Below are 22,440 nucleotides of genomic sequence, written 5' to 3' on the forward strand. Positions count from 1 at the left end.
AACATGAACGATTTTACTTTGAATGCTGAACTGCGTTCCGACCTGGGGAAAGGTGCGAGCCGCCGCCTGCGTCGTCTCGCAAGCCTGGTTCCAGCTGTAGTTTACGGTGGCGAAAAAGCCCCTGAATCCATCAGCATGCTGGCTAAAGAAATCGCCAAACTGCTCGAAAACGACGCGGCTTACAGCCACATCATCGAGCTGAACGTGGGTGGTTCCAAGCAGAACGTCATCATCAAGGCACTGCAACGTCACCCAGCTAAAGGCCACGTGCTGCACGCTGACTTCGTTCGCGTAGTAGCCGGTCAGAAACTGACCGCTATCGTGCCTGTGCACTTCGTTGGCGAAGCGGCTCCGATCAAGAAAGGCGGCGAAATCTCGCACGTTACCGCCGAGATCGAAGTTAGCTGCCTGCCGAAAGACCTGCCTGAGTTCATCGAAGTCGACCTGTCGGCTGCTGAAATCGGCGACATCATCCACCTGTCCGACCTCAAAGCCCCTAAAGGCGTTGAGTTTGTCGCACTGGCTCACGGTGATGACAAAGCTGTTGCAAACGTACACGCTCCACGCGTTGCACCAGAAGCTGAAGAAGGCGCTGCAGAGTAATTCACTCTGTAATGCCGGAGCTTGAGGAAACATCGCGGACCGGAACGTAGCGAGAAAGCGGGCGAGAATGCGAGGTTGGCCTCTAACGGTTGATAAGCGTTTGTCGTCCACTTTCGCCGCACCAACGGCGATGTTATCCACAACTCCAAAGGAAGGGCCCCTGTCGTGACTGCCATTAAACTGATCGTTGGCCTGGGAAATCCAGGCGCCGAATACGAACAGACCCGGCATAACGCGGGGGCCCTTTTTGTTGAGCGCATCGCCCACGCCCAAGGTGTCAATCTTGTGGCCGATCGCAAATATTTTGGCCTGACCGGGCGCTTTTCGCATCAGGGTCAGGATGTTCGTCTGTTGATTCCCACCACCTACATGAACCGCAGCGGCCAGGCTGTCGCGGCGCTTGCGGGCTTCTTCCGGATCAAACCCGAAGAAATCCTGGTGGCCCATGACGAACTTGACCTGCCACCCGGCGTTGCCAAGCTCAAGCAAGGCGGCGGCCATGGCGGGCATAATGGCTTGCGCGACATCATCGCGCAGTTGGGCAATCAGAATACGTTCTACCGCTTGCGGCTTGGCATTGGCCACCCGGGCGTTGCCAGTATGGTTTCAAATTTCGTCCTGGGTCGTGCGCCACGCGCCGAACAGGAAAAACTCGATGCCAGCATCGATTTTGCCCTCGGCGTGCTGCCGGATATCTTCGCCGGTGAATGGAACCGTGCGATGAAAAACCTGCACAGCCAGAAGGCCTGACTCTTTACCCGAGGGGAAACACCATGGGATTCAATTGCGGCATCGTCGGCCTACCTAACGTCGGCAAGTCCACCCTGTTCAACGCCCTGACCAAATCCGGCATTGCGGCGGAGAACTTCCCCTTCTGCACCATCGAACCGAACACCGGTATCGTGCCGATGCCCGACACACGCCTGGACGCCCTGGCGGCCATCGTGAATCCAAAGCGCATCCTGCCGACCACCATGGAGTTCGTCGACATCGCAGGCCTGGTAGCCGGCGCGTCGAAAGGTGAAGGCCTGGGCAACAAGTTCCTCGCCAACATCCGTGAGACCGATGCCATCGCTCACGTGGTCCGCTGCTTCGAAGACGAGAACGTGATTCACGTCTCCAACAGCGTCGACCCGAAACGCGACATCGAGATCATCGACCTGGAACTGATCTTCGCCGACCTCGACAGCTGCGAGAAGCAACTGCAGAAGGTCACGCGTAACGCCAAGGGCGGCGACAAGGACGCAGTGGTCCAGAAAGCCTTGCTGGAGCAGTTGATCGCGCACTTCACCCTGGGCAAGCCGGCACGCAGCCTGATGAAGAGCATGAGCACCGACGAAAAGGCGGTGATCAAGGGCTTCCACCTGCTGACCACCAAGCCGGTGATGTACATCGCCAACGTGGCTGAAGACGGTTTCGAAAACAACCCGCTGCTCGACGTGGTCCTGGCCATTGCCGAAGAAGAAGGCGCCATCGTTGTTCCGGTGTGCAACAAGATCGAAGCGGAAATCGCCGAGCTGGAAGACGGCGAAGAGAAAGACATGTTCCTCGAGGCTCTGGGCCTGGAAGAGCCTGGCCTGAACCGTGTGATCCGCGCCGGCTACGAAATGCTGCACCTGCAGACCTACTTCACCGCCGGCGTTGAAGAAGTCCGCGCCTGGACCGTCAAGGTCGGTGCCACTGCCCCACAAGCCGCTGGCGTGATCCACACCGACTTCGAAAAAGGCTTTATCCGCGCCGAAGTCATCGCCTACAACGACTTCATCCAGTTCAAGGGTGAAGCCGGTGCCAAGGAAGCCGGGAAATGGCGCCTGGAAGGCAAGGAATACATCGTCAAGGATGGCGACGTAATGCACTTCCGTTTCAACGTGTAAGCGTCACCTGCGGCCCATGCCGCCAAACAAAAAGCCGATGCCCTGCATCGGCTTTTTTGTGGGTGACCGTTTTTAACGGGGTAACCAAGCACTACGACACACTCTTTCACTTTATCTCTAAAACAATAACAGCCATTGAAAAAAATATTGGACACCCTGCCAACAACAAAAAAATCTTCAAACTCAAGAATCCGCAATCACTTTAGGATTTATCCTTTAAATAACGAGAAAGCAAACTCGTAAAATGACTTGCCTTCCTACCAAACGGCCCACCCTTAATATTTTCTATACATTGATGGCGGCCAGCCAACTTCTTACCAAGATGACAAACCCGATATTTTCCGATTTACTTCCGAGCAATGGAATGGACTCAAAAGCCTAACAACAGTGATGCGGTCCAATATTGGAGCAATAGCAATATGTCGGTCTCTTATCACCGTGAGGATGCAACAGACTCACCCCTCAGTGAATGCCCAAGCATAGAAGCAACTATCCATAATACCGCTGCACTTAATATCGATATGCTACTGCTGGGCGAAACGGGAACAGGTAAAGACACGCTGGCCCAACGCATCCATCTCCTGTCGCGCCGAAAGGGTAACTTTGTTGCCGTAAACTGCGCTGCGATTCCGGAAAGCCTCGCTGAAAGCCAACTGTTCGGTGTCAACAGCGGCGCCTATACCGGTGCGATGCAATCACGGGCCGGTTTCGTCGAAGCGGCACACCTGGGCACCTTGTACCTCGATGAAATTGACAGCATGCCCCTCAACCTGCAGGCCAAGTTGCTGCGAGTGCTGGAATGCCGTGGCGTTGAGCGCCTGGGCTCCACGCGGTTTATCCCGATAGACATGCGCGTCATTGCCTCCGCACAGCAATCGCTGCATGAAATGGTGGAACAAGGCGCCTTCAGGCGCGACCTGTACTTTCGCCTCAACATTGTCGATATCCGGCTGCCGCCCCTGCGCGAATGCCGTGAGCGGATTGTCCCGTTGTTCCTGAACATGATCCGCGAAGAATCAGAGTACTTTAAGTGCACCGCGCCTTCGCCGCCCGCCTCATTGCTGCAGCGATTGCTGTGCCATCCCTGGCCGGGCAATGTCCGTGAACTGCGCTCGACAGCCAAGCGCTTTGTGCTGGGCCTGCCGCCCCTTTCAGAGCCGGTGCCGCGCCCTCGGGAGATCGAAACCGGTCTCAAGGAACGGCTACAGCAAATCGAGAAAACGCTGATAGAAGAGTCCCTGAAGCGGCATGGGCACAACGTGGATATCGTGTCGGTTGAATTGGGGATTGCCAAGCGCACGCTGTATTACCGGATGAAGCAGCTGGAAATATCGTTGAACTGATGTCTCGAAAGCACGCATTCATCATGATGTGTTTCTCGGTGACACGTTGAAAAAGCAAGCACCAACATTTTGAAATGTTCCGGCCAATAACATACGGAACCACATGACTTTCGAGCACCACACATTCATAGGCTGGAGCAGGTTAAACACCAGCAATGAAAAGTATCATAGATATTTAAACACCAGCCGATCATGTTTAAAGCATTATAACTTTGGAGATTGACTATGACTATTCCAAGCGGCTCGTCCTTTCTCAACAACGCTTCAAGTTACGGAAGCGCGTTATCGGCCTCAAGTTCCTTGCAGAACGAACTGGAAAATGCGAAAGCGATCCAGGCCGAGGGTGTGCGCCTGAGCAATGAATCCAAAAAGCTTAACAACGTCGCTACGGCGGCTAAAGAGCTGCGCTAACCGTGTTCATCTCCCCCTATTCATTAATCGGGGGAGATGTTCCAGCTCACAAAACCCTACACAAAATCATACGACAGGTTTTACATGCGCACAGAAGGAAATACCTCATCAGGTCGTAATAGTTTTCATCCCGGCGACGGCTCAACGGACTTTTCAGCCTCCAGTACCGATATTGATTTTTTCAACTCAACACTGGAGCACGCGTCACCGACGATGACAGCAACGACAAAACCTGGCGCAACAAACCTGCTGGCGGACGCATCAGAACAGCTCATCCACTCGACCAACCGCCTGAACAAAAGTTTAAAAGCCATGAGTAAAGACGCAAGCCTTGAGGACTTCAAAAAATACCCAAAAGAACTTTCAAACTCGCTACTGCTCTCGCAGCTTTTAGTGAGGAGCCTTGGCAAAACCACTCAATGCATCGACAAAATCTGTAACTTGCAGTAGCAAAGAATGAATCATATTCCGCGTATCGCGCTGCTTATATCCCTGGTTTTTATGCTCAACGGTTGCAGTGACCGTGTCGAGCTCCATCGCCAACTCTCCGAGCAAGAGGCCAATGAGGTCATCGCGGAACTGGCAGACAAACATATCCGCGCCCAAAAAGTCCCCGCCAAAGATGGTGTTGTCGTGGCAGTCAACGCAGCCGACATCGGCCGTGCCGTACGCACCCTGGAAGCTGCCGGCCTGCCTCGGGTTGCCCGCACCACACTGGGGGATACCTTTCGCAAGGAAGGCGTTATCTCCACACCGCTGGAAGAGCGCGCCCGTTACATCTATGCCTTGTCCCAGGAGCTTGAGGCGACCTTATCCAACATTGACGGAGTGATCGTCGCCCGCGTGCACGTGGTACTGCCCGAACGCATCGCACCAGGAGAGCCGGTGCAACCCGCATCGGCGTCGGTCTTCATCAAGCATGACCCGCGACTGGACCCCGACAATATCCGCGCACGTGTACGCAGAATGGTCGCGAGCAGCATCCCGGGCATGACCACCGCAGTGGACAACCCGCAGAAACTGACGGTGATCTTCGTACCGGCGACGGCCTACCAGGAACAGCAACGCCTGGCTTATTTCGGGCCTTTCCTGGTACCCGCCGATGACATCGGGTTCTGGCGGGCCTGCGTGGTGTTGTCGCTGGCCAGTTTGGTACTGGCCGTGCTCGCCGTACTGTTCTTGCGCAATCGGCGCCAGCGTTTATTACAAGGGACGCCGGCACCCGGCGAGTCGATGACGCTTCCATGATGCCTGCTCCCGATCTGTCGATGAGTGAGCGTCTGGCGTGGGCTCAATGGTGGGCCTTTCCCTGGAAGTCCGCCCACGAAGACTGGAGGGCCGCTGACAAGCACCCCGCGATCAATGCGCTGTATCGCACGGGGGTACTGGCCACCAGCACCCTCGCAGGAATTGCGCCCTGCTTGCCTCCTGCCCCTCACCCCGCCGTGCTCAGGTTGGTCCTCGCTTCAACGGAACAACGCAACCTGTTGCTGGCGCTGATTCACAGCACCTTCAGCCCGGCCAGTGCAGCGCCGTTGAGTGAAGAGCATCAGCAATGGTGCACGCGTCTTTCCAAGGCGCTGCCGCCTGACATGCTGTTGCCCCACGATGACCCGTTGCAGTTGCTGCGCAGTTGGGTAAAACCCGCCACATGGCAGCGCCTTCGGTTGCGTTTCCCCTATGAACGTGTGCTTGAGATGGAAAAAAGAACCCTCTCATTCGAAAACGGGCACAGCCGGCTGAACACGCTCTGGCAAGCCGTTGTATGGCGCATTACGGCAACCACCCATGACCACCTGCCGCCTGACCGGCAAGGAGATCAGTGATGCTCTGCCGCCTCAGGATTGAGTTACACAGCGGCCCCTCCGGGTTGCCGCAAACCCTGATCCCTCGGGAAACGCTCGCAGACTGGGCGCAGGCCAACCAGCTTTTGGTTCGCGCCAACGCCCAGGCCGAGGCGTTGCTACGCCAGGCCGAAGAACACTGTGAGGCGCTGCGGGAAAAGGCCGGGCTGGAGTTCTGGCAACGCGCCGATGCCCAGCTCACGCGCTGGGAACGTGAACGTCAGGCGATGTGCGACAGCCTTGAGCAGCACGCCACCTCGATCGCCAACCAGGCAATCCGCAGCCTGCTTGACGACACCGTAGCCCCCAAACGCCTGGAGGCCCTCCTGCAGCAGTTGCTGACGAGCCAGGTCCCCAAGATCAAGGCGGTGCTGCTCTGCCATCCACCTGAAATCGAGGAGGTCAGGCAGCATCTCGTCAATCATGGCGTGACGCTGTGGACGCTTCACGGGGACGACACTCTCAGCCCTCAAACCCTGGTACTGAAAACAGACGAGGGAGACTTTCGTATCAGTTGGAGCGCAATGCTCGAATCGTTCTTCAACAACAACGGGCATTAAAAACGGCGTCAGCGCTCAGTTCCCGCATTTCAAATAATGTCCTCAAGCAGGGAACTGATTGGCCAGTACTCACCACAACACCTGCACAACCCAACAGGAAATGCTCATGGACTACTCAAAAGATTTAGGGCGCAAACTGGCTCATACGGACAACTCCGTGCAAAAGAACTACAACGCGGCGTTTGAGTCGGGCGTAGACATAGACTCCATCCACACATTTACCAAACACCTTTTCCTGTCCACCAGCCGGATCCGCGTTGAAGCCGATGTGCGCAACAACGCCGTGCTGATCTACGACCTGCCGGAGCGCCAGGGGATGTACCGCGAGTTGATCGCCCAGCTCGACGTGGCGCGCAAGCTGGTGGAAATCGACGCAATCATCCTCGACATCGAGCGCACTCAATTGCGTGAATTCGGGGTTAACTGGGGCTTTCAAAACAGCCGTTTCCGTGGCGGCGTGAACATGGCCCCCGGCACCTCATCGCAACTGTCGATCGAAAACCGCGACCGTTTCTATGCCGATGTCCGGGCACTGGAGCAACGAGGCCTGGCGACCATGGTGTCGAACCCGTCGGTGCTCACCCTGGAAAACCAGCCGGCGGTGATCGACTTCAACCGCACCCAGTACCTTACGGCCGGCACCGAGACCGCCACCATCCTGCCCATCACGGTGGGTACCAGCTTCCAGGTGGTGCCCCGGGTGATCACCACCCGCGGGCAGCACCAGATCCATCTGGTGGTGGATATCGAGGACGGTAACTTCGACGAATCCAACCCCGAGCGCATCGGGCCCGATGTACGCCGGGGCAAGGTCAGTACCCAGGCGGTGATGGCGGAAAAACGCTCCCTGGTGGTCGGCGGGTTCCACGTGACCGAACGTACCGACAAGCAGAGCAAGGTACCGCTGCTGGGGGACATACCGCTGTTGGGTAAAACGTTGTTCTCTTCCACCGAACGCCAGAACAACCGCCGCGAACGCCTGTTTATCCTGACCCCACGCGTCATCGGCGATCAGGCCGACCCTTCACGTTACTTGCCACAGGAAGACCAGGCGGAACTGCAGGCGGCACTCAAACCTCTGGCCCGGCGCTATGCCGAGCATCAGCCGGTGATCAAGCGCAGCGACATCACCAGCGCCCTGGCCCACCTCGTCAGCGGGCAAGTGCCCACGGCCTTCAAGGCGGCACCGATGCCACTGGGGCTGGGCACCTTGTGCGCCACCCGGGACCTGCTGGCACTCAATACCGAGCGCAGCCAGTGGTATGTCGGCCCGCAGTTCAACGTGGCCGTGGTAGTGCTGCGTAACCAATTCAATCGCAACGTGCGCATCGATGAAAAGGAGTGCAGCAACGCCCAGACCCTGGCGGTGAGCGTCTGGCCGCGCGCCTGGCTCAAGCCGGGCGAAGAGGCCGAAGTGTTCATCGCCATGCGTCCCGTCATCAAAGATGAACACATCGGTGTGCCCCGCCCTTCCCTGCTCACACCTGCCCGGAGCAACGCCCAATGAACCGTCGACTCCCCTGCGTCACCTTGATTGGCCTCGCCCTGCTCATCGCCGGTTGCACGCCAACGTGCAAGGGCGACTCTTGCTCACGCCCGCAATCGAGCGCCGACAAAATGGTGGTCTGGTGGCCACCGCAGATGCGCGTCGAGCCCGGCCCGGCAGGCGAGCGGTCGGATTACCAGACCGTATCCCTGGAACGGTGAACCCCATGGGGTTGCCCGACGATGATCAACATCGCCAGGTGTTCCTGGACAACCTGGTGAGCGGCAATGACGCTCACCTGCCCCTCGCTCCAGGGATTGCCCTGCTCCCGATCAAGGCCGGCACCCTGCGGGGGCTGGCCTTGCAGATAGCCCCCGAGGCCCTACAGGCCGGGCAGTTGCAGAACGTGCTCGAGCGACGCTTCGAGCACGCGCTGGCGTTCCATGGGTGCTTTGTCTATCAGGATGCCAGGGGCGTGCTGGTGATCTGGCACGCGCTGCCGACGCCCCCGGGTAGCGGTGCCGCGCTCAATGATACCGTCAGCCGGATGCTGTCCCTGGCCAGGCTGGAAGCGCTGGACGTACACCGCACTCACTAGGGTGCCGCACGCCTAACGCTGCTCCAACTCCGGCAAGTGGAGGGTGTCGCGCTTGGCTTCATCATTCAATTCACGCAACGTCCGGTAGATGAAGGCCACCGCCTGCAAGGTCTCCCGGGGAATGTTCGCCCCCAGCTTGTTCTCATACAGCGTACGCGCCAGCCACACGCACTGGATGACGGGTACATCGGCCGCCTTGGCCCGGTCGATCAGTTTGCGGGCCTCGGCGTCTGTGCCCTTGTCCACCAACAAAGGCAGCGGGGTTTTCCCGGGGCGATAGTAGAGCGCGACAGCAAAGTGCGTAGGGTTGACCACCAGCATGTCGGACTCTTCAAGCTTGGGCAGCTTGACCTTCGGTTCTTCCTGGGCCAGCTGATAGGCCAGTGCACGGCGCTGGCCTTTTACATGGGGGTCGCCTTCCATGTCCTTGTACTCCTTCATCACCTCCACCTGGGTCATGCGCATGCGCTTGGCGAAGAAGTGTTTCTGCAACGTCATGTCGATCAACGCCAGCACCAACAGCAGCCCCAGGCAGGCGTGCAGCAAGTGCCGGAACAACGTGATCAGCGCCAGGATATAACTCTGCAGATCGCTGGTGGCCAGGTTGATCAACGCCGCCAACGACGGCCCGATCACCACATACAACACCAGGGTCAGGAGCAGCGCCTTGCCCAGCCCCATCAACAGGTTCATCACCGACTGGGCGGAGAACATCTGCTTGATCTGGTTCAGAGGATTGAGGCGGTTCAAGTCCGGCTTCAGGCTTTCCGGGGCGAACAGGAACCCGATCTCGAACCCCGCCTGCAACTGCGACAACACAAACGCCGGGATCAACAGGATCAGGTCTTCGCGCTGGGTGCTTTGGGCCATTTCAGGCGGCCACATGCGCGCGCTGTTTTCCAGCAGGTGGGTCAACACGTCCGCGTCGGTGTTACGCAGCATGAACGCGCGCAACGGCTGGATGGCCTCACTGCCCGTCGATAGAAGCGTCTGGACGTTGCTCATGTCCACCGGCGTTGCCTTGACGTTCTGGGCGATTTCGTACCCCACGGGGGCCATGATAAACAGCGTCGCCGCCAGCGCTATCCCGTTGATAGCCATGCTCGGCGGCACCTGCTGCACGCCGATGGCGTTGCGGGTAATCATCAGCACGATGACGATCTTCAAGAAGGCCGTGCACACGATCAACAACATCGGCATCAATGATAACGCGCCGAGAAACACCGCCAGCACAAGAGGGTCGACTCCCTGGAGCATCATCGGGCGAAAATCACACGTGACAACTGCAGCCCCAGGCGCCCGTCCACTTCCACCAACTGCCCCTGGCCAATCGGGCGGTCGCCGTAATACAGCCCCGCCATGCCGGGGGCGTAACCGGAGAGGCCCAGTACGGCGCCGGGGGCCAGATTGCGCAGCTCGCCCAAGGTCAGGTTCAGGGTGCCACAGCGCACATTCAGGGCCATGCTCAACTCGTCGAAAGGCTCATGGCCGAAGACGTCCACCACCGGTTGTTCATCCTCATGCCCCGGGTACTGCTGTGTTGCAAAATCCTCGTCCACGGACGTTTCCTCGATCGAAATAAGTGTCAGGCGTAACGGCCCGGATTCATCGTCAATGCGGCCGTGCAGCCGGTGCCTGCCGAGGTGCAAGTGGCCGTTGCCCTGCACATCGAACAAGGGTTTTTCAAGCATCACCACATCACCGGCTCGCAGGTGGCGCACCTGGATAATCGGCAGCCGCAGGCGCCCCAGCGTCACCGCAAGCGCCAGTTGAAACGACGCAGGCAGCGGCCCGGCGACGGGTTGCCAGGGGCCGGCGTCGCACAGCGCCAGCAAGGTCTCGGGTGCCATCCACAGAAAACCCACTACCCGGGACGCCCCCAGCGTCACCGTGAGCCGGCAGCCGAACGTCAACTTGCGGGGGGCCGGCAGCAAGCGCAGGTAACCGAACAGCGTCCGCACCTCGGGGCTCAGGTGGTGCAGGAACAATTCCCAGAACCACGAATCCGGGTCGTTGCCGGCCTCTGCCAACGTCACCGGGCACTCCCCCAGAAGGCTGAACAACGGCCCGGGCTCGGCGAACGCCAGCACCCCGCACGCACTCTCGAAACACATCGGTTTAACACCCGTCGGGGCACGGCCCGGTACCATCAGCAACTCACCGTGTTGCCCCGAGACCTGGAACGGCATACGCACGCCACGGCCTAATCGACGCCGCGCCATCACTGTGTTTGCGCTCACCACGGGCACGTTCAACACCGGCATGATCATGCCGGGCCCACGTCTACCAGGTGCACATGAACAGGTTGCGCCAAGGCACCCGCCAACCCGTCCTCAAGACGTTGCCGCACACCGGGTAGCCAGGCCGCGGTGTGCGCCTCCTCCGCCTCCAGCTCAACGTTCCAGGCCCCCTGTTCCCGGCGCACACTCGCGTTGATCCGCCCCAGGCGCGGCACGTACAGCATCGCCTGCAACGGCCACTGCGAAACGCCCTGTATTCGGGGCACCAGTTGCTCGGCCATGGCCTCAATCATCCGGGCCTCGGTGGGCGCCGTCATCGCCGCACGGGAGGAACCGTAACCGCCGCCCTCACGGTCGCGGGTAAACAGCCGGGCAAACAACAGCCCTTGCTCCAGAGGTACAAATACCCCCGCACCGGGTTCACGTTCGTCCCGAGGCTCGCGCAGACGCGGACGCTCAGGTTTGTTCGCTGGAACTTGCGTCATCGTTCTCTTCCTGCACCAACAAAAGGGATAACTCCTGGAGTTTTTCAACTTCCCGCAAACACTGGGTGACGTGACGCTGCGCGCTGTCGACCTGGGTGAGTTGTTCATCACGCTGGCCGTGTAACGCATTCAACTGCCCCTCCTCACGCCGGGTGTCGGCCGAGAACGTACGCTCCTGGGCATTCCAGGACTTGAGGTCGCCAAACGAGATCACTTGCCCTTGATGCTTGCCCAGCAGCTCTGCGGTTTTGCGGGCTTCTTCCTGGCGGGTGTGTTCGAGCGCATCCTGTGCCTGCTGGATTTGCGCCAGCAGCGCCTGCTGAAGCCGCTTGGCCGCCCGCAACGTGCGCTCGGCCCGATCGGCCCGATGCTTGCGCAGGCGCCGCAGGGTGTCGATTTCAGAAAGGGACATCGGTGGTCAACTCCGTCAAAAGCGCCAGGGTCGTCTCCATGGGCGCCGGCTCACGCAAGTCCTGGCGCAAGAAGCCATCGACCGCCTGGCGGCTGTTCACCGCCAGGTCCGTCAAGGCATCGCTGCCAGGCTGGTACTCGCCCAGCTTGAGCATCAGCTCGATTTGCTGGTAGGCCGACAACAAACGCCGCAATGCGGTGCCGGCCTTGATGTGCGCAGGCTCGGCCACGTTGCTCAAAATCCGCGAAAGGCTGGCCAGGACGTCCACCGCCGGGTAGTGGCCGCGTTCGGCCAACTTGCGGGACAGCACGATACCCCAGCAAACGCTGGAGCAGGGCGACGGCATCCCGGGTCACCTCGGGATAGGTCAGGGCCAGGCGCTCAATCAAACTCCGGCAATTGGACAAGATGCCACCCAACTGATCGCAGCCACGCAGCCCCACCAGCAGTGTGAGCAATTTGGCCGAGGCAATCGAGGGGGTCAGCGCCGCAATATCGTCGGCCAGGGCCCGGCGCATCAGCTTGAGCCCCTGGCCAATTTCCTCACCGCCAAACAGCCCCAACAACGCTTGCAACATGGTTGCCAGGGATTGTCGGGTGACCACGCTGGCGTAATACACCCCACGCACCGCCTGACGCAGCTGCGGATCATCACTGCTGGCCTGCAACGCCAGCGCCGTGTTCAGGCCCGCCTGAATCTGCGGCTTGAAGCGCATCTCCAGCTTCGTCAGCGCCTCGCGAGCGAGTTTCGCCTCGTTGGTGCGCACCTCGGCATCAGCCTGCGCGGCCACTTGCTGAAGCACCACGTAGGCCCGGGCCGGGTCGTTGCCGGTGATCTCCAGAAACTTGTCGACGCTGGGGTTCACCAATAATTGAACCCTGACATTACGCGCGACAGTCGCCAGCGTTGCCTGAGCGGGATGCCCCAACTGCTCATAGAGTTGCGCCAGTTGCTCGACCGGGGTCACCCGCAACCCTATCTGCCGTCGCCCCAACGCACGACTATTGAGCTCGACCTCCTGGCTGAACAGCGACCCCAGATCGTCATTGATCGTCGCGGTGGTCGCCTGGGCGGCTGGCCGGTTATCAACCCTTATAAGCGCAGACTGATCCAGGCTCTGGGGATTTTGCACATCAACAGGGGAATCGACTTTCATGAGGAATGCCAGCACAGGAAGTTTCGTATCCTTGTGTGGCAGGCAAGCCCATTACGGTTCCATCGTTATCGGCGATACGGGGGCATTTGAAAAGATCAGCACAACCCCAGGGTGATTTGTGCAAAACCTTGCGTAAAAAATCACAGAAAAAAAATATTTATTTATATATATCAATAGGTTATAGAGATTTATTCCTTGGCACAGGCAGTGCTAACAGGGTTCCCGTCGAAATCATTTCGACCGTGTCTACCCTGAGGAAAAAATCATGGATATTCCTATCGATGTTTTAGTTCACCTTACACCTGACCCGCACCGCTCCATCCAGAACCTATCGGAAGACCACCACAAGAAACTCCGCCGGTTCATTCATAAACGCGTGCTCAACCCGGAAGATGCAGACGATATTCTGCAACTGACGTACCTGGAAGCCTGGCGCAACAGGGACCGCTTCAGCGGCCAGGCCACACTCAGTACCTGGATGTGCGGGATTGCCCAGAACCTGATCCGCAATCACTTCCGGCGCCTGTATGCCAAGCCCGTGCATTGCGAGTTCGATGAGGCGCTGTGGCATGGGCAGGAAGAAAACAACAACCTGGACTGGCAGTTCGAGATCAACCGCAAGCTCGAAAGAACCCTGCGGGCGATCACGCATTTGCCGGTAGAAATGCGCAAAACCCTCTACGCCTCGCTGGAGACCGACGGCAGTTACCAGGACACCGCCGACGCCATGGACATCCCCATTGGCACCGTGCGCTCACGTTTGTCCCGGGCGCGCGAACAACTGAAGCGGGCCACCTACAACCCGCTGCAGCCGTAAATCAGGGCACCGACGTAACGCCGATACCCTTTGCAGGAGCAACTGATTTACCCGTTTGATGCAAGCGTTGGGCAGCAAGGATATCTGCCCGACTCGATTGGCTTGAAGTCAGGCCTTTTTGGTACGCGGCAACAGAATCGCCAACACCCCGAACAGCGGCAGGAACGAGCACAGCGTGTACACGTACTCGATGCCGTGGATGTCTGCCAGGTGCCCCAGCAGCGCAGCCCCAATCCCGCCAAAACCGAACATCAGACCGAAGAACACCCCGGCGATCATCCCCACATTGCCCGGCACCAGCTCCTGCGCGAACACCACAATTGCTGAAAACGCCGAGGCCAGGATAAAGCCGATCACCACACTCAGGATGCTCGTCCAGAACAGGTCCACATGGGGCAGCAGCAAGGTGAACGGCGCCACGCCGAGGATCGAGAACCAGATCACCGCCTTACGGCCGATCTTGTCGCCAATCGGCCCACCAAAGAACGTACCCGCCGCCACCGCGCCCAGGAACAGGAACAGATGCAACTGGGAACTGGCCACCGACAGGTCGAACTTCTCGATCAGGTAAAAGGTGAAGTAACTGGTGAAACTGGCCATGTAGAAGTACTTGGAAAACACCAGCAGCCCCAGCACCACCAGTGCGCTCAGCACCCGGCCCTTGGACAGGCCATGGGTGGCCGCCTGGCCTTGCTTGAGCTTGAACAGGTTCAAGTGGTGGGCGTACCAGCGGCTGATCGCATACAGCACAAACAATGCAAACACCGCGAACAGGCCGAACCAGGCCACATTGCCCTGGCCGAACGGAATGATGATCGCCGCCGCCAGCAACGGGCCAAAGGCCGAACCGGCGTTACCGCCCACCTGGAAGGTCGACTGCGCCAGGCCATAACGCCCGCCTGACGCCAGACGCGCCACGCGGGAGGCTTCCGGGTGGAAGGTCGACGACCCGACACCAATCAACCCCGCCGCCAACAGGATCAGCGGGAAGCTGCCCACCTGGGACATCATCAAAATACCCACCAGCGTGCAGATCATCCCGCAGGGCAACAGGTACGGCTTGGGGTGGCGGTCGGTGTAATAACCCACCCACGGCTGCAACAGGGACGCAGTGAGCTGGAACGTGAGGGTGATCAGGCCGACCTGGGTGAACGTCAGGCCGTAGTTGGCCTTGAGCATCGGGTAGATCGAGGGCAGTACCGACTGGATCAAGTCATTGATCAAGTGCGCCAGCGCCACCGCGCCGATCACACGCATCACCAACGGGCTGGTTTGCCCGGCAGCAGGCGTCGTAGCCACGGAGGGCTGGGAATTGCTCAGAGCCATGGGAGGTTTTCCGTACAGCAGATGGATGCACAGGTGCAGGTGCGACAATGTGCCACTTTTGGGGGCAGGAAGGCTATCCCGTTAGCAGGCTAACGACTAGATGAATCGATGCAGCGGTCATGGTTTGTAAAGGGCCAGCAAGATGAATCCCTTTAATTTGCGGGACGTTTCCTAGAGAATCTTTCGGCCTTGTGCCTGGGGGAGTCGGTGGCTAGTCTTCGGTCCGTCGCTGGTTTTCAGTGATCGGGTTTAGCAGCCTGAACTCAATAGGCACACGTTTTACGGCCCCGTTTTATGGTGGCTGTGCGTGGGGCACCTTCGGGTGCGCCGGTTTTCCTATTGACTGGTCTGCTAACCCGCGTACAGCCGCCACCCTACGTTTAGCAGCGAAGGTGGCAGCTTCTTCAGGTCAATAGGAGCTACACCATGTTCAAGATCGTCCCCGACCCACCCCGTGACCAAGCCAAAGACCGCGCCGCCTTCAACCGAGCGCTCGACCACTACCTGCCCACCGATCCGCCGCAACCGTCGACGAACTTCTACGCCATCAGCGACGACATCAGCTTCGAAGACTCCCTGCTCTACACCGCCGACCTGCTGCACAGCGCCTCGGCCACCGCGCTCGACTGTGGTGAACACCTGCAAAGCCCCGAGCGTGCCAAAGTGCTTGCCGTGTGGCACCTGCTGGAAATCGCCAAAGCCATGGTCGACCGCTCGATAGAATGCCTGCACCCGCGCAAAACCTGACGACTGACGCCGATCCAATGTGGGAGCGGGCTTGCTCGCGAAAGCGGTAGGTCAGCCAATACCTCTGTTGACTGACACACCGCATTCGCGAGCAAGCCCGCTCCCACACTTTGATCTTCAGCGCCTTGGGACCTGCGCAAACCTCAACCGCTCGTCACCAAACACGGTGTACTGATCGTTCCCGTTAAGCAGGCTAACGACTAGATGAATCGATGCAGCGGTCATGGTTTGTAAAGGGCCAGCAAGATGAATCCCTTTAATTTGCGGGACGTTTCCTAGAGAATCTTTCGGCCTTGTGCCTGGGGGAGTCGGTGGCTAGTCTTCGGTCCGTCGCTGGTTTTCAGTGATCGGGTTTAGTCGCCCGGACTTATATCAGGCGCATGCTCCCATGAGGTTTCATGGTGGCTGTGCGCAGGGCACCTTCGGGTGCGCCGGGTTTTCCTGATTAGCCGGTCGACTAACCTGCGTACAGCCGCCACCCTTCGTTTAGTCGCGAACGGTACGGCTCCAAGTTAATCAGGAGCTACACCATGTTCAAGATCGTCCCCGACCCACCCCGTGACCAAGCCAAAGACCGCGCCGCCTTCAACCGAGCGCTCGACCACTACTTGCCGACCGACCCGCCGCAGCCGTCGACGAACTTCTACGCCATCAGCGACGACATCAGCTTCGAAGACTCCCTGCTCTACACCGCCGACCTGCTGCACAGCGCCTCGGCCACCGCGCTCGACTGTGGTGAACACCTGCAAAGCCCCGAGCGTGCCAAAGTGCTTGCCGTGTGGCACCTGCTGGAGATCGCCAAAGCCATGGTCGACCGCTCGATAGAATGCCTGCACCCGCGCAAAACCTGACGACTGATCGTTCCCACGCTCTGCGTGGGAATGCATCCCGTGACGCTCCGCGTCACCCTGGCACATAGCGTCGACCGCGGGACGCGGAGCGTCCGAAGCGGCATTCCCACGCGGAGCGTGGGAACGATCAACCTCAACCGCTCGTCACCAAACCCGGTGTTTCCCTTTAAACAGTTGATAGCGTAGATAAATTTTCAAAAAAAGCGCTTGACGCATTCCCGTTCTACGCGAATAATGCGCGCCACTTGGCTACATAGCTCAGTTGGTTAGAGCATAGCATTCATAATGCTGGGGTCCGGGGTTCAAGTCCCTGTGTAGCCACCAAGTACCTGTTTACAGACGTCTCCATGAGTCTCTAAACAACCTCAAGAAGCCCGCCTAGTGCGGGTTTTCTTGTTTCTGGCTGTATCCCCTTATCTCCCCCTATATCTTCCCTCCGTGTATCCCCTCGTGTACCTTGGAAAAAAATTGAAACTGAGGGATACAAGCAAATGAAGCGCAGCGACATCAAGCGCCGCCCCTTAGCCGACACCGTATTGAATACGCTGGAACCAGAGGCCAAGGAGTACCGGGAACTCGACGGAAACGCCCTTTACATTCGCGTGCGTCCGGACGGCAGCAAGTCCTGGCAACTGCGCTACAAGAAGCCGGACGGCAAATGGTCGTGGCTTGGATTGGGTGGTTATGGCGCTGGAGACCATCAACTATCTGGATCGCAGGCCAGGCAAAAAGCCGCTTTGCTGAGAGAGGATGCCGCCAAGGGCGGAAACCCACTCGCCACCAAGCGAGCCAGAAAGGCTGCCGAGGTCGAGGCGGCAAACAATACGTTTGAGCACTTGGCACGGGAATGGCACACCGCCAAGCGCAAAAGCTGGACGGATGGCACGACCACCAGAACCATCGGCGCTTTGGAGCTTCACGTATTCCCGGTATTCGGCAAGCGGATATACACCGAGATACTCCCCATGGAGTGGATGGAGTTCCTGCGCGGCATGGAGCAGAAAGGCATCATTGAGCAGACCAGCCGAGTGCGAGCCAGGTGCCAAGAGATTTACGACCTCGCACGCGTTACAGGCCGTGCCACCCATAACCCACTGGAGGGGCTTCACAAGTTTCTTCAGACCAAGCCGTCAGAAAACTATGCCCACGTCCCGGTGGATGAGCTGCCGCCATTGCTACGAGCCATTCGTGCATATCCTAGCGCCATAGATGTTCGGATCGGGCTACACCTGCTCTCCATGCTCGCTTGTCGCCCGTCTGAGCTGCGAGAAGCCCGATGGGATGAGTTCGACCTAGACAAAGCACTGTGGACAATCCCCGCTGAGCGAATGAAGCGCCGCCGCGAACACTTAGTTCCGCTGCCCCATCAGGCTGTTGAACTGCTGTGTGATCTTCGTACTCTCACGGGCGGTTACGCAACAGGTATCCAGAAGCAGGTAATGTAATCATCACTTACTACAAATCGCGCGACATAGATCTGATGACTGTCGGTAAGCGACTCGGGTTCGGTTACGGGAAAACTCAAGGTCTTTGGAAGGCGGGTGTTGCTTGGATTGATGGCGCTCTCGATCTTCGTCGAGAGGTTGCTTGACGATTACATTCTTTCACCCATCACCGCAAATTCGGTGATTTTGAATGATTTGGGAGCACACGCTTTTGCCGTGATTCTTCTTGCTGGCATGTGCCTTCAGGCTAACGATGTCGGGAAATAACTAAACTCCGCGCACAATCGATAACGGTTTCGGCGACCGGTCGAGGATGCCAATTAAGCTGCTCAATCGCTTTGCGTGAATCAAGGGAGCTCTTCTTCCCAAGCATGGGCGCCATGAACTTGGCATCCTCTTGAAACAAGGCCGCTAATCGAAGAACAAAATCGGGCATCATTCGCGTAGGGACTTTAGCAGCCTCTTCACCAAGGGCCGTTTTGAGTGCTGCCGCGATTTCGGATAACCAGAGAAAATCACTAATCCCCAGAAATCGCTGACCGGCAGCGCTAGAGGACAACATTGCTTTGACGTGGAGATCAACCAAATCCCGCACGTCAACAATGCCAAAACCGATACGGGGGATGGCAGGCATCGCACCGGAGAGCATTCTTTTGACGACTTCAAGTGAACCTGTTGCTTCATCCCCGAAGAGAGGTCCCAAAATCAGGCCAGGAAGAATCGACGTCAACGAAAAATTCCGCCCCTCAGCTTTCATAAAATCCCAAGCGGCGCGTTCAGCGAGGACTTTGGAGCGTGCATAGTTACTCATGTCTTTGCGGGCGCTGTCTGCCCACACCGCTTCAGCTTCAACGCCGACAAGACGCTTGGTGACATCGTCGCCTTGCGCTGCGAATCCTGAAGACGTCATGACTACACGCTTGACCGAGCGCTGCTGCGCGGCGCGCAATACGCGTAGAGTTCCCTCCCGAGCGGGCGTAACTAGATCGACCTTCTTGCCTTGACCTTGCCCCATAGGCGACGCGACATGCATGATGGCTTCGCAACCGTCAACGGCATCGTCCCAGCCTACATCACTCAAAAGATCAATAGTCTTGAAGGTCAGTCTGTCAGGCGCAACGCCGCTTTTCTCAATTTTGTTGAGCAACGTATCACCCGCTTCAGGCCGACGGATGCTTGCCCGCACGTCGTAGCCCTGTTTTAACAGTGCCTGAATCATCCAGCCGGCAAGATATCCGCTGCCCCCCGTAACAAGCACCGTTTTCCCATTCGCGTCGTTCATAAGCTGCTCTTGTGGTTACTGTTGGTGACCGACATACTAAAAGTGACCATAAATCGCCGCAAGGAGGCACTTTTATGTATCCAAGTCACCTTAAAGTAACCACTTGTCAAAGTGCGTCCTCATTCGCTGAGTTGCCAGCCGATGTCTGCCAATCAGTCAGCGACGTGCTTGCTCGAGTCGGCGACAAGTGGTCACTTCTCGTCATCCACATGTTGTCGGGCCGGAGCAAGCGATTCAGTGAGTTAAAACGTGATCTCGGGTCGATTTCCCAAAAGATGCTCACGACGACATTGAGAGGATTGGAGCGAGACGGATACGTCCTTCGAACAGTGATGCCGACGATTCCTCCACGGGTAGATTATGAACTTACAGATATGGGTCGTGATGTGTTGGTCCCGGTTACGGCGCTGGCAACGTGGGCGTTCATGCATCGAGACACCGTAGAGAAAGCCAGAGCGGTTTACGACAGTCGTGACTAAATTGGCTATTTATCGAAACAAACTACGAGCTATAGATAACTTTATGCGTGGACTAAGTCGCGCGGCCGAAGCCCCTCAGCGGCATGCAGTAACATCGAAGGCAAAATGATGTTTGACAGGATCGATCTCGATCTATGGTTTTCACGTTAATTTGCGGTTTTTCCGCGAGCAAAGCCCGACCCTAGAGTTGGGCTTTTTGCTTTCTACAGTTCATTGAGCCTCGGCATTCGCCGGGGCTTTTTCGTTTTCGGCTCCACCACACCCATCGCTCTGGCTGGGAGTGCTGCTGGGCCTGATTCAATTGAACGCTGCTCCCCAGCACTGGGCCGCTCACACCGGCCTTTTTTATTCCCCAACTCCCATAAGGGAGGACTTCGGATTGAAGATCATGCCCGAAAAAGACCCTTCCTTCTGGGCGCTTGTCCTCTCCGCACTTCGGGACAACGGCCTGGCAATGGCCCTGACCTTCCTGCTTATCTTTCTTCGTGTGCAGTACGAGGGGAAAGAGACAAGCACCGTCCGCAAGTTAATCGAGGCGACTCTTGGCGCGCTGATGGTGATGGTCGTAGGTCTGACGGTAAAGGAATTCGGATTCAGCATTGGCTGGTCATTCTTCGCTGCTGTGTTCGTCGGCATTCTTGGCGTTGACCAGGTTCGCCTGCTTGGCAAGCGTTGGTCTGAGCGCAAGGCGGACGAGCTATGAAACTTATAGATGGCGCAAGCGGCTGGCATAGGCTCTGGTCAGTTCGCCTCGCTCTTGCCTGCGCGGTGCTCAACGCCTGCGCAATCGGCTGGACCGTCTTCCAGGGTACCGTCAACCCATTGATCTACGCAGTCATCAACATGGTGCTAGGCATCGGTGTTGCTGTCGTCCGAGTGTTGTCCGAAGCGCCCCCTGAGGGAGACAACCATGAAAATCCCTAAATTCCTGAAATCATCCTTCGCATGGCTTGCGAAGCTATTCACTGAGGTTCCAACCATGACTGACGAAACCACTGCTGCTCCAGCACCTGCTGCTACACCTTCACCGGCACCTGCTGCCGCGCCTGTTGCCGCAGCTCCTGTCGAGCCGGCAGTAAACACCGACACCCTCAAGGCTCTGCTGCTGACCCTGGGCCACAACATCGAGGCCGAGTGGGATCACCTCATCGCACTGGCCAAGAAAATTTAAGGGGAACGACATGACTGATGAAACCCTCTTGGTTGATGACGCGGACCAAGCCGCACCGGCTGAAGGCCCGCAAGGATATCTTCATTGGTCCGGTGAAAACCAAGTCGGGCATCGTCAATGGTGTTTGGCAGCGAGCGTTCTTCCGGCTAAAGGGAGCGGAACGAGGTCGGTCCCGCCAGGGTGGTGAGGTTCGGCGCGGCGCCAACACAACTGGTCGCCTCAAGCTGCTGATCCGCTTCGGCGATTCGCTGGCCGTGAACAAGCGGTTGAACTACCGAAGCCGAGCGAAGGCGCTGATAGACCGCCGGTTCAGTGCCGTGTTCGGTGAGGCTATGGCCAAGGCCCTAGCGTCCGCACGCTGACTGGTGCGACGGGAGGGCTGGGGGTACCCCCCCTGCATGGGTCCCTCCTGGGACCCTCGACATCGAGGGCATTGCGCACCGTGCTGTTTCTCTAGCTGCGAACTTTTGAAATTTGGGTAACAGGTAACAGAATTAATCTATGAATTAGCCAGAATCTTCCAAGCTTCACGGCGGCTCTAGAAAAATCGAAACACGCTGAAAGGCCCGTGGTTGGCTGGCTTCAGCGAAAGGCGTGATTAATGTCGACGCATCAAACGTTCAAATAGAGCTCAATGGAAAGTCTGTTACCCAAATGAAAAAGCAGATTTGGGTAACGGTTTTGGGTAACGAGGGTAACTCGTTACCCTTGTTACCCAAGCTGTTAATCGCCTCACTCAAGGCCGCGCTGCTCAAGTTCTGACCAAAATTTCCGCCATCGATCGCTGTGGAAATCCCACTGTTGATCAAGGCATGTGCACCACTGCGCAGTACGGTTTGCTCAGCATTGCCCCAACTGAGCATGTCGCTGGAGTAGCTAGCATTTTGAAGCGGCCCGGCGTTGGTGGCCGTCGATCCGTTCACCTCCGAGCCAACTGGTGTCGGCATAATCCAGAACCCCGTAGCTATTGCCAGCGACCGCTGCGTTTTCAAACTTTCCGAACTAAAGGTGTCGTTCCGCGTACTGCCCAGGTTGCCTTTGTCATCGATGAAGCTGGTCACCGCCGTCGTGGCCAGGCTGATCTCCGCCACGCCCTCTACCCCGCTCAGTCCCAGCCCTGCCGGACCGAGAGCGACTGACATCAAGATGGCGATGATCACCTTTGATGCGGGTCCCCGGTCGCAGTCATCGCAACATCACGCGTGGCATCGATATGGCTCGCAATGGCACTGATGTCACGCCCAACGGTAACCTGGAAGTCGCGCCACGCCTCCATAACGCTGCCGTATTGGGTCACGTCGCTGCTGCG

At 58.0% G+C, this 22,440-nt stretch carries 26 protein-coding genes, 1 tRNA gene and 3 pseudogenes; 22 read left to right on the forward strand and 8 right to left on the reverse strand.

Annotation, left to right across the window (positions count from 1 at the left end; all coding sequences use genetic code 11):
* Window positions 1–3: 3 nt before the first annotated feature.
* The 12 genes and pseudogenes from HX855_RS05050 to HX855_RS05105 all read left to right on the forward strand — a co-directional run bounded on the left by HX855_RS05050 (window position 4) and on the right by HX855_RS05105 (window position 8,719).
* Complete coding sequence (locus HX855_RS05050) at window positions 4–603, forward strand: 50S ribosomal protein L25/general stress protein Ctc (protein ID WP_177087407.1); 600 nt, start codon at window positions 4–6, stop codon at window positions 601–603.
* 165 nt (window positions 604–768) lie between these two features.
* Window positions 769–1,353 (forward strand): aminoacyl-tRNA hydrolase, encoded by a 585-nt coding sequence (gene pth, locus HX855_RS05055; protein WP_003208389.1) that lies wholly within the window; start codon window positions 769–771, stop codon window positions 1,351–1,353.
* A gap of 23 nt (window positions 1,354–1,376) precedes the next feature.
* Entirely contained in the window at window positions 1,377–2,477 is a 1,101-nt protein-coding gene (ychF, locus tag HX855_RS05060; protein WP_076014965.1) for a redox-regulated ATPase YchF, read from the forward strand.
* A 419-nt stretch (window positions 2,478–2,896) separates the two neighbouring features.
* On the forward strand, window positions 2,897–3,820 hold the full coding sequence (locus HX855_RS05065; protein ID WP_177087405.1) for a sigma 54-interacting transcriptional regulator: 924 nt from the start codon (window positions 2,897–2,899) through the stop codon (window positions 3,818–3,820).
* Between the two features lie 225 nt (window positions 3,821–4,045).
* Complete coding sequence (locus HX855_RS05070) at window positions 4,046–4,231, forward strand: hypothetical protein (RefSeq protein ID WP_177087403.1); 186 nt, start codon at window positions 4,046–4,048, stop codon at window positions 4,229–4,231.
* Between the two features lie 84 nt (window positions 4,232–4,315).
* Window positions 4,316–4,681 carry a type III secretion apparatus protein RspB gene (locus HX855_RS33185; RefSeq protein ID WP_256353033.1) on the forward strand — a complete coding sequence of 122 codons (366 nt, stop codon included), beginning with the start codon at window positions 4,316–4,318 and terminating at the stop codon, window positions 4,679–4,681.
* A gap of 6 nt (window positions 4,682–4,687) precedes the next feature.
* Window positions 4,688–5,479: a type III secretion system inner membrane ring lipoprotein SctJ gene (sctJ, locus tag HX855_RS05080; protein WP_177087401.1), complete on the forward strand. Its 792-nt coding sequence runs from the start codon at window positions 4,688–4,690 to the stop codon at window positions 5,477–5,479.
* On the forward strand, window positions 5,476–6,057 hold the full coding sequence (locus tag HX855_RS05085) for a type III secretion protein (protein WP_177087399.1): 582 nt from the start codon (window positions 5,476–5,478) through the stop codon (window positions 6,055–6,057). Before sctJ ends, HX855_RS05085 begins: the two co-directional genes overlap by 4 nt.
* A complete protein-coding gene (gene sctL / locus HX855_RS05090) occupies window positions 6,057–6,635 on the forward strand; it encodes a type III secretion system stator protein SctL (RefSeq protein WP_177087396.1) in 579 nt (192 codons plus the stop codon). Before HX855_RS05085 ends, sctL begins: the two co-directional genes overlap by 1 nt.
* Window positions 6,636–6,873: 238 nt before the next feature.
* Window positions 6,874–8,142 (forward strand): annotated as a pseudogene (sctC, locus tag HX855_RS05095) (type III secretion system outer membrane ring subunit SctC); the annotation flags it as partial.
* Window positions 8,139–8,342, forward strand: a complete 204-nt coding sequence (gene hrpT, locus HX855_RS05100) for an HrpT family type III secretion system protein (protein WP_177087394.1) — start codon at window positions 8,139–8,141, stop codon at window positions 8,340–8,342. The pseudogene sctC and the gene hrpT, both read left to right, overlap by 4 nt.
* A gap of 5 nt (window positions 8,343–8,347) precedes the next feature.
* Window positions 8,348–8,719 carry a transcriptional regulator gene (locus tag HX855_RS05105; RefSeq protein ID WP_177087392.1) on the forward strand — a complete coding sequence of 124 codons (372 nt, stop codon included), beginning with the start codon at window positions 8,348–8,350 and terminating at the stop codon, window positions 8,717–8,719.
* A gap of 12 nt (window positions 8,720–8,731) precedes the next feature.
* On the opposite strand, the gene HX855_RS33190 is transcribed toward HX855_RS05105, so the two are convergent.
* From HX855_RS33190 to sctW, 5 genes and pseudogenes are all read right to left on the reverse strand, one after another.
* On the reverse strand, window positions 8,732–9,979 hold the full coding sequence (locus HX855_RS33190; protein WP_256353032.1) for an EscU/YscU/HrcU family type III secretion system export apparatus switch protein: 1,248 nt from the start codon (window positions 9,977–9,979) through the stop codon (window positions 8,732–8,734).
* Window positions 9,976–10,989, reverse strand: a complete 1,014-nt coding sequence (locus HX855_RS05120; RefSeq protein ID WP_177087390.1) for a FliM/FliN family flagellar motor switch protein — start codon at window positions 10,987–10,989, stop codon at window positions 9,976–9,978. Before HX855_RS05120 ends, HX855_RS33190 begins: the two co-directional genes overlap by 4 nt.
* Window positions 10,986–11,444, reverse strand: a complete 459-nt coding sequence (locus tag HX855_RS05125) for a type III secretion system HrpP C-terminal domain-containing protein (protein ID WP_177087388.1) — start codon at window positions 11,442–11,444, stop codon at window positions 10,986–10,988. The genes HX855_RS05120 and HX855_RS05125 overlap by 4 nt, the downstream gene beginning before the upstream one ends.
* A complete protein-coding gene (locus HX855_RS05130) occupies window positions 11,416–11,856 on the reverse strand; it encodes a YscO family type III secretion system apparatus protein (protein ID WP_177087386.1) in 441 nt (146 codons plus the stop codon). The genes HX855_RS05125 and HX855_RS05130 overlap by 29 nt, the downstream gene beginning before the upstream one ends.
* Window positions 11,843–13,013 (reverse strand): annotated as a pseudogene (gene sctW, locus HX855_RS05140) (type III secretion system gatekeeper subunit SctW). Before sctW ends, HX855_RS05130 begins: the two are co-directional and overlap by 14 nt.
* Before the next feature lie 265 nt (window positions 13,014–13,278).
* Here sctW and HX855_RS05145 point away from each other — a divergent pair.
* Window positions 13,279–13,830 (forward strand): RNA polymerase sigma factor, encoded by a 552-nt coding sequence (locus tag HX855_RS05145; protein WP_177087384.1) that lies wholly within the window; start codon window positions 13,279–13,281, stop codon window positions 13,828–13,830.
* 108 nt (window positions 13,831–13,938) lie between these two features.
* Here the strand turns inward: HX855_RS05145 and HX855_RS05150 are convergent, their stop codons facing one another.
* On the reverse strand, window positions 13,939–15,156 hold the full coding sequence (locus HX855_RS05150) for an MFS transporter (RefSeq protein WP_177087382.1): 1,218 nt from the start codon (window positions 15,154–15,156) through the stop codon (window positions 13,939–13,941).
* A 426-nt stretch (window positions 15,157–15,582) separates the two neighbouring features.
* On the opposite strand from HX855_RS05150, the gene HX855_RS05155 reads away from it, so the two are divergent.
* From HX855_RS05155 to HX855_RS05170, 4 genes and pseudogenes are all read left to right on the forward strand, one after another.
* Window positions 15,583–15,903 (forward strand): DUF6124 family protein, encoded by a 321-nt coding sequence (locus tag HX855_RS05155; protein WP_177087380.1) that lies wholly within the window; start codon window positions 15,583–15,585, stop codon window positions 15,901–15,903.
* 530 nt (window positions 15,904–16,433) lie between these two features.
* On the forward strand, window positions 16,434–16,754 hold the full coding sequence (locus tag HX855_RS05160; protein ID WP_177087380.1) for a DUF6124 family protein: 321 nt from the start codon (window positions 16,434–16,436) through the stop codon (window positions 16,752–16,754).
* Between the two features lie 247 nt (window positions 16,755–17,001).
* Window positions 17,002–17,078: transfer RNA gene (locus HX855_RS05165), tRNA-Met, on the forward strand.
* A gap of 167 nt (window positions 17,079–17,245) precedes the next feature.
* Window positions 17,246–18,170 (forward strand): annotated as a pseudogene (locus HX855_RS05170) (tyrosine-type recombinase/integrase); the annotation flags it as partial.
* 276 nt (window positions 18,171–18,446) lie between these two features.
* Here the strand turns inward: HX855_RS05170 and HX855_RS05175 are convergent.
* Window positions 18,447–19,481: an NAD-dependent epimerase/dehydratase family protein gene (locus tag HX855_RS05175; protein WP_177087378.1), complete on the reverse strand. Its 1,035-nt coding sequence runs from the start codon at window positions 19,479–19,481 to the stop codon at window positions 18,447–18,449.
* A 74-nt stretch (window positions 19,482–19,555) separates the two neighbouring features.
* Here HX855_RS05175 and HX855_RS05180 point away from each other — a divergent pair, with 74 nt between their 5' ends.
* The 5 genes from HX855_RS05180 (at window position 19,556) to HX855_RS05200 (ending at window position 21,493) form a co-directional block, all read left to right on the forward strand.
* Entirely contained in the window at window positions 19,556–19,960 is a 405-nt protein-coding gene (locus HX855_RS05180) for a helix-turn-helix domain-containing protein (RefSeq protein WP_169355375.1), read from the forward strand.
* 388 nt (window positions 19,961–20,348) lie between these two features.
* On the forward strand, window positions 20,349–20,663 hold the full coding sequence (locus HX855_RS05185) for a phage holin, lambda family (RefSeq protein WP_256353031.1): 315 nt from the start codon (window positions 20,349–20,351) through the stop codon (window positions 20,661–20,663).
* Window positions 20,660–20,884, forward strand: a complete 225-nt coding sequence (locus HX855_RS05190; protein WP_177087374.1) for a hypothetical protein — start codon at window positions 20,660–20,662, stop codon at window positions 20,882–20,884. Before HX855_RS05185 ends, HX855_RS05190 begins: the two co-directional genes overlap by 4 nt.
* Complete coding sequence (locus HX855_RS05195; protein WP_177087372.1) at window positions 20,871–21,131, forward strand: hypothetical protein; 261 nt, start codon at window positions 20,871–20,873, stop codon at window positions 21,129–21,131. Before HX855_RS05190 ends, HX855_RS05195 begins: the two co-directional genes overlap by 14 nt.
* 17 nt (window positions 21,132–21,148) lie before the next feature.
* Window positions 21,149–21,493: a hypothetical protein gene (locus HX855_RS05200; RefSeq protein ID WP_177087370.1), complete on the forward strand. Its 345-nt coding sequence runs from the start codon at window positions 21,149–21,151 to the stop codon at window positions 21,491–21,493.
* A 258-nt stretch (window positions 21,494–21,751) separates the two neighbouring features.
* On the opposite strand, the gene HX855_RS05205 is transcribed toward HX855_RS05200, so the two are convergent.
* Window positions 21,752–22,291 (reverse strand): DUF637 domain-containing protein, encoded by a 540-nt coding sequence (locus HX855_RS05205; protein ID WP_177087368.1) that lies wholly within the window; start codon window positions 22,289–22,291, stop codon window positions 21,752–21,754.
* Between the last annotated feature and the right edge of the window lie 149 nt (window positions 22,292–22,440).

It is taken from the genome of Pseudomonas sp. IPO3778 (genome assembly GCF_013386825.1).
Lineage (GTDB): Bacteria > Pseudomonadota > Gammaproteobacteria > Pseudomonadales > Pseudomonadaceae > Aquipseudomonas.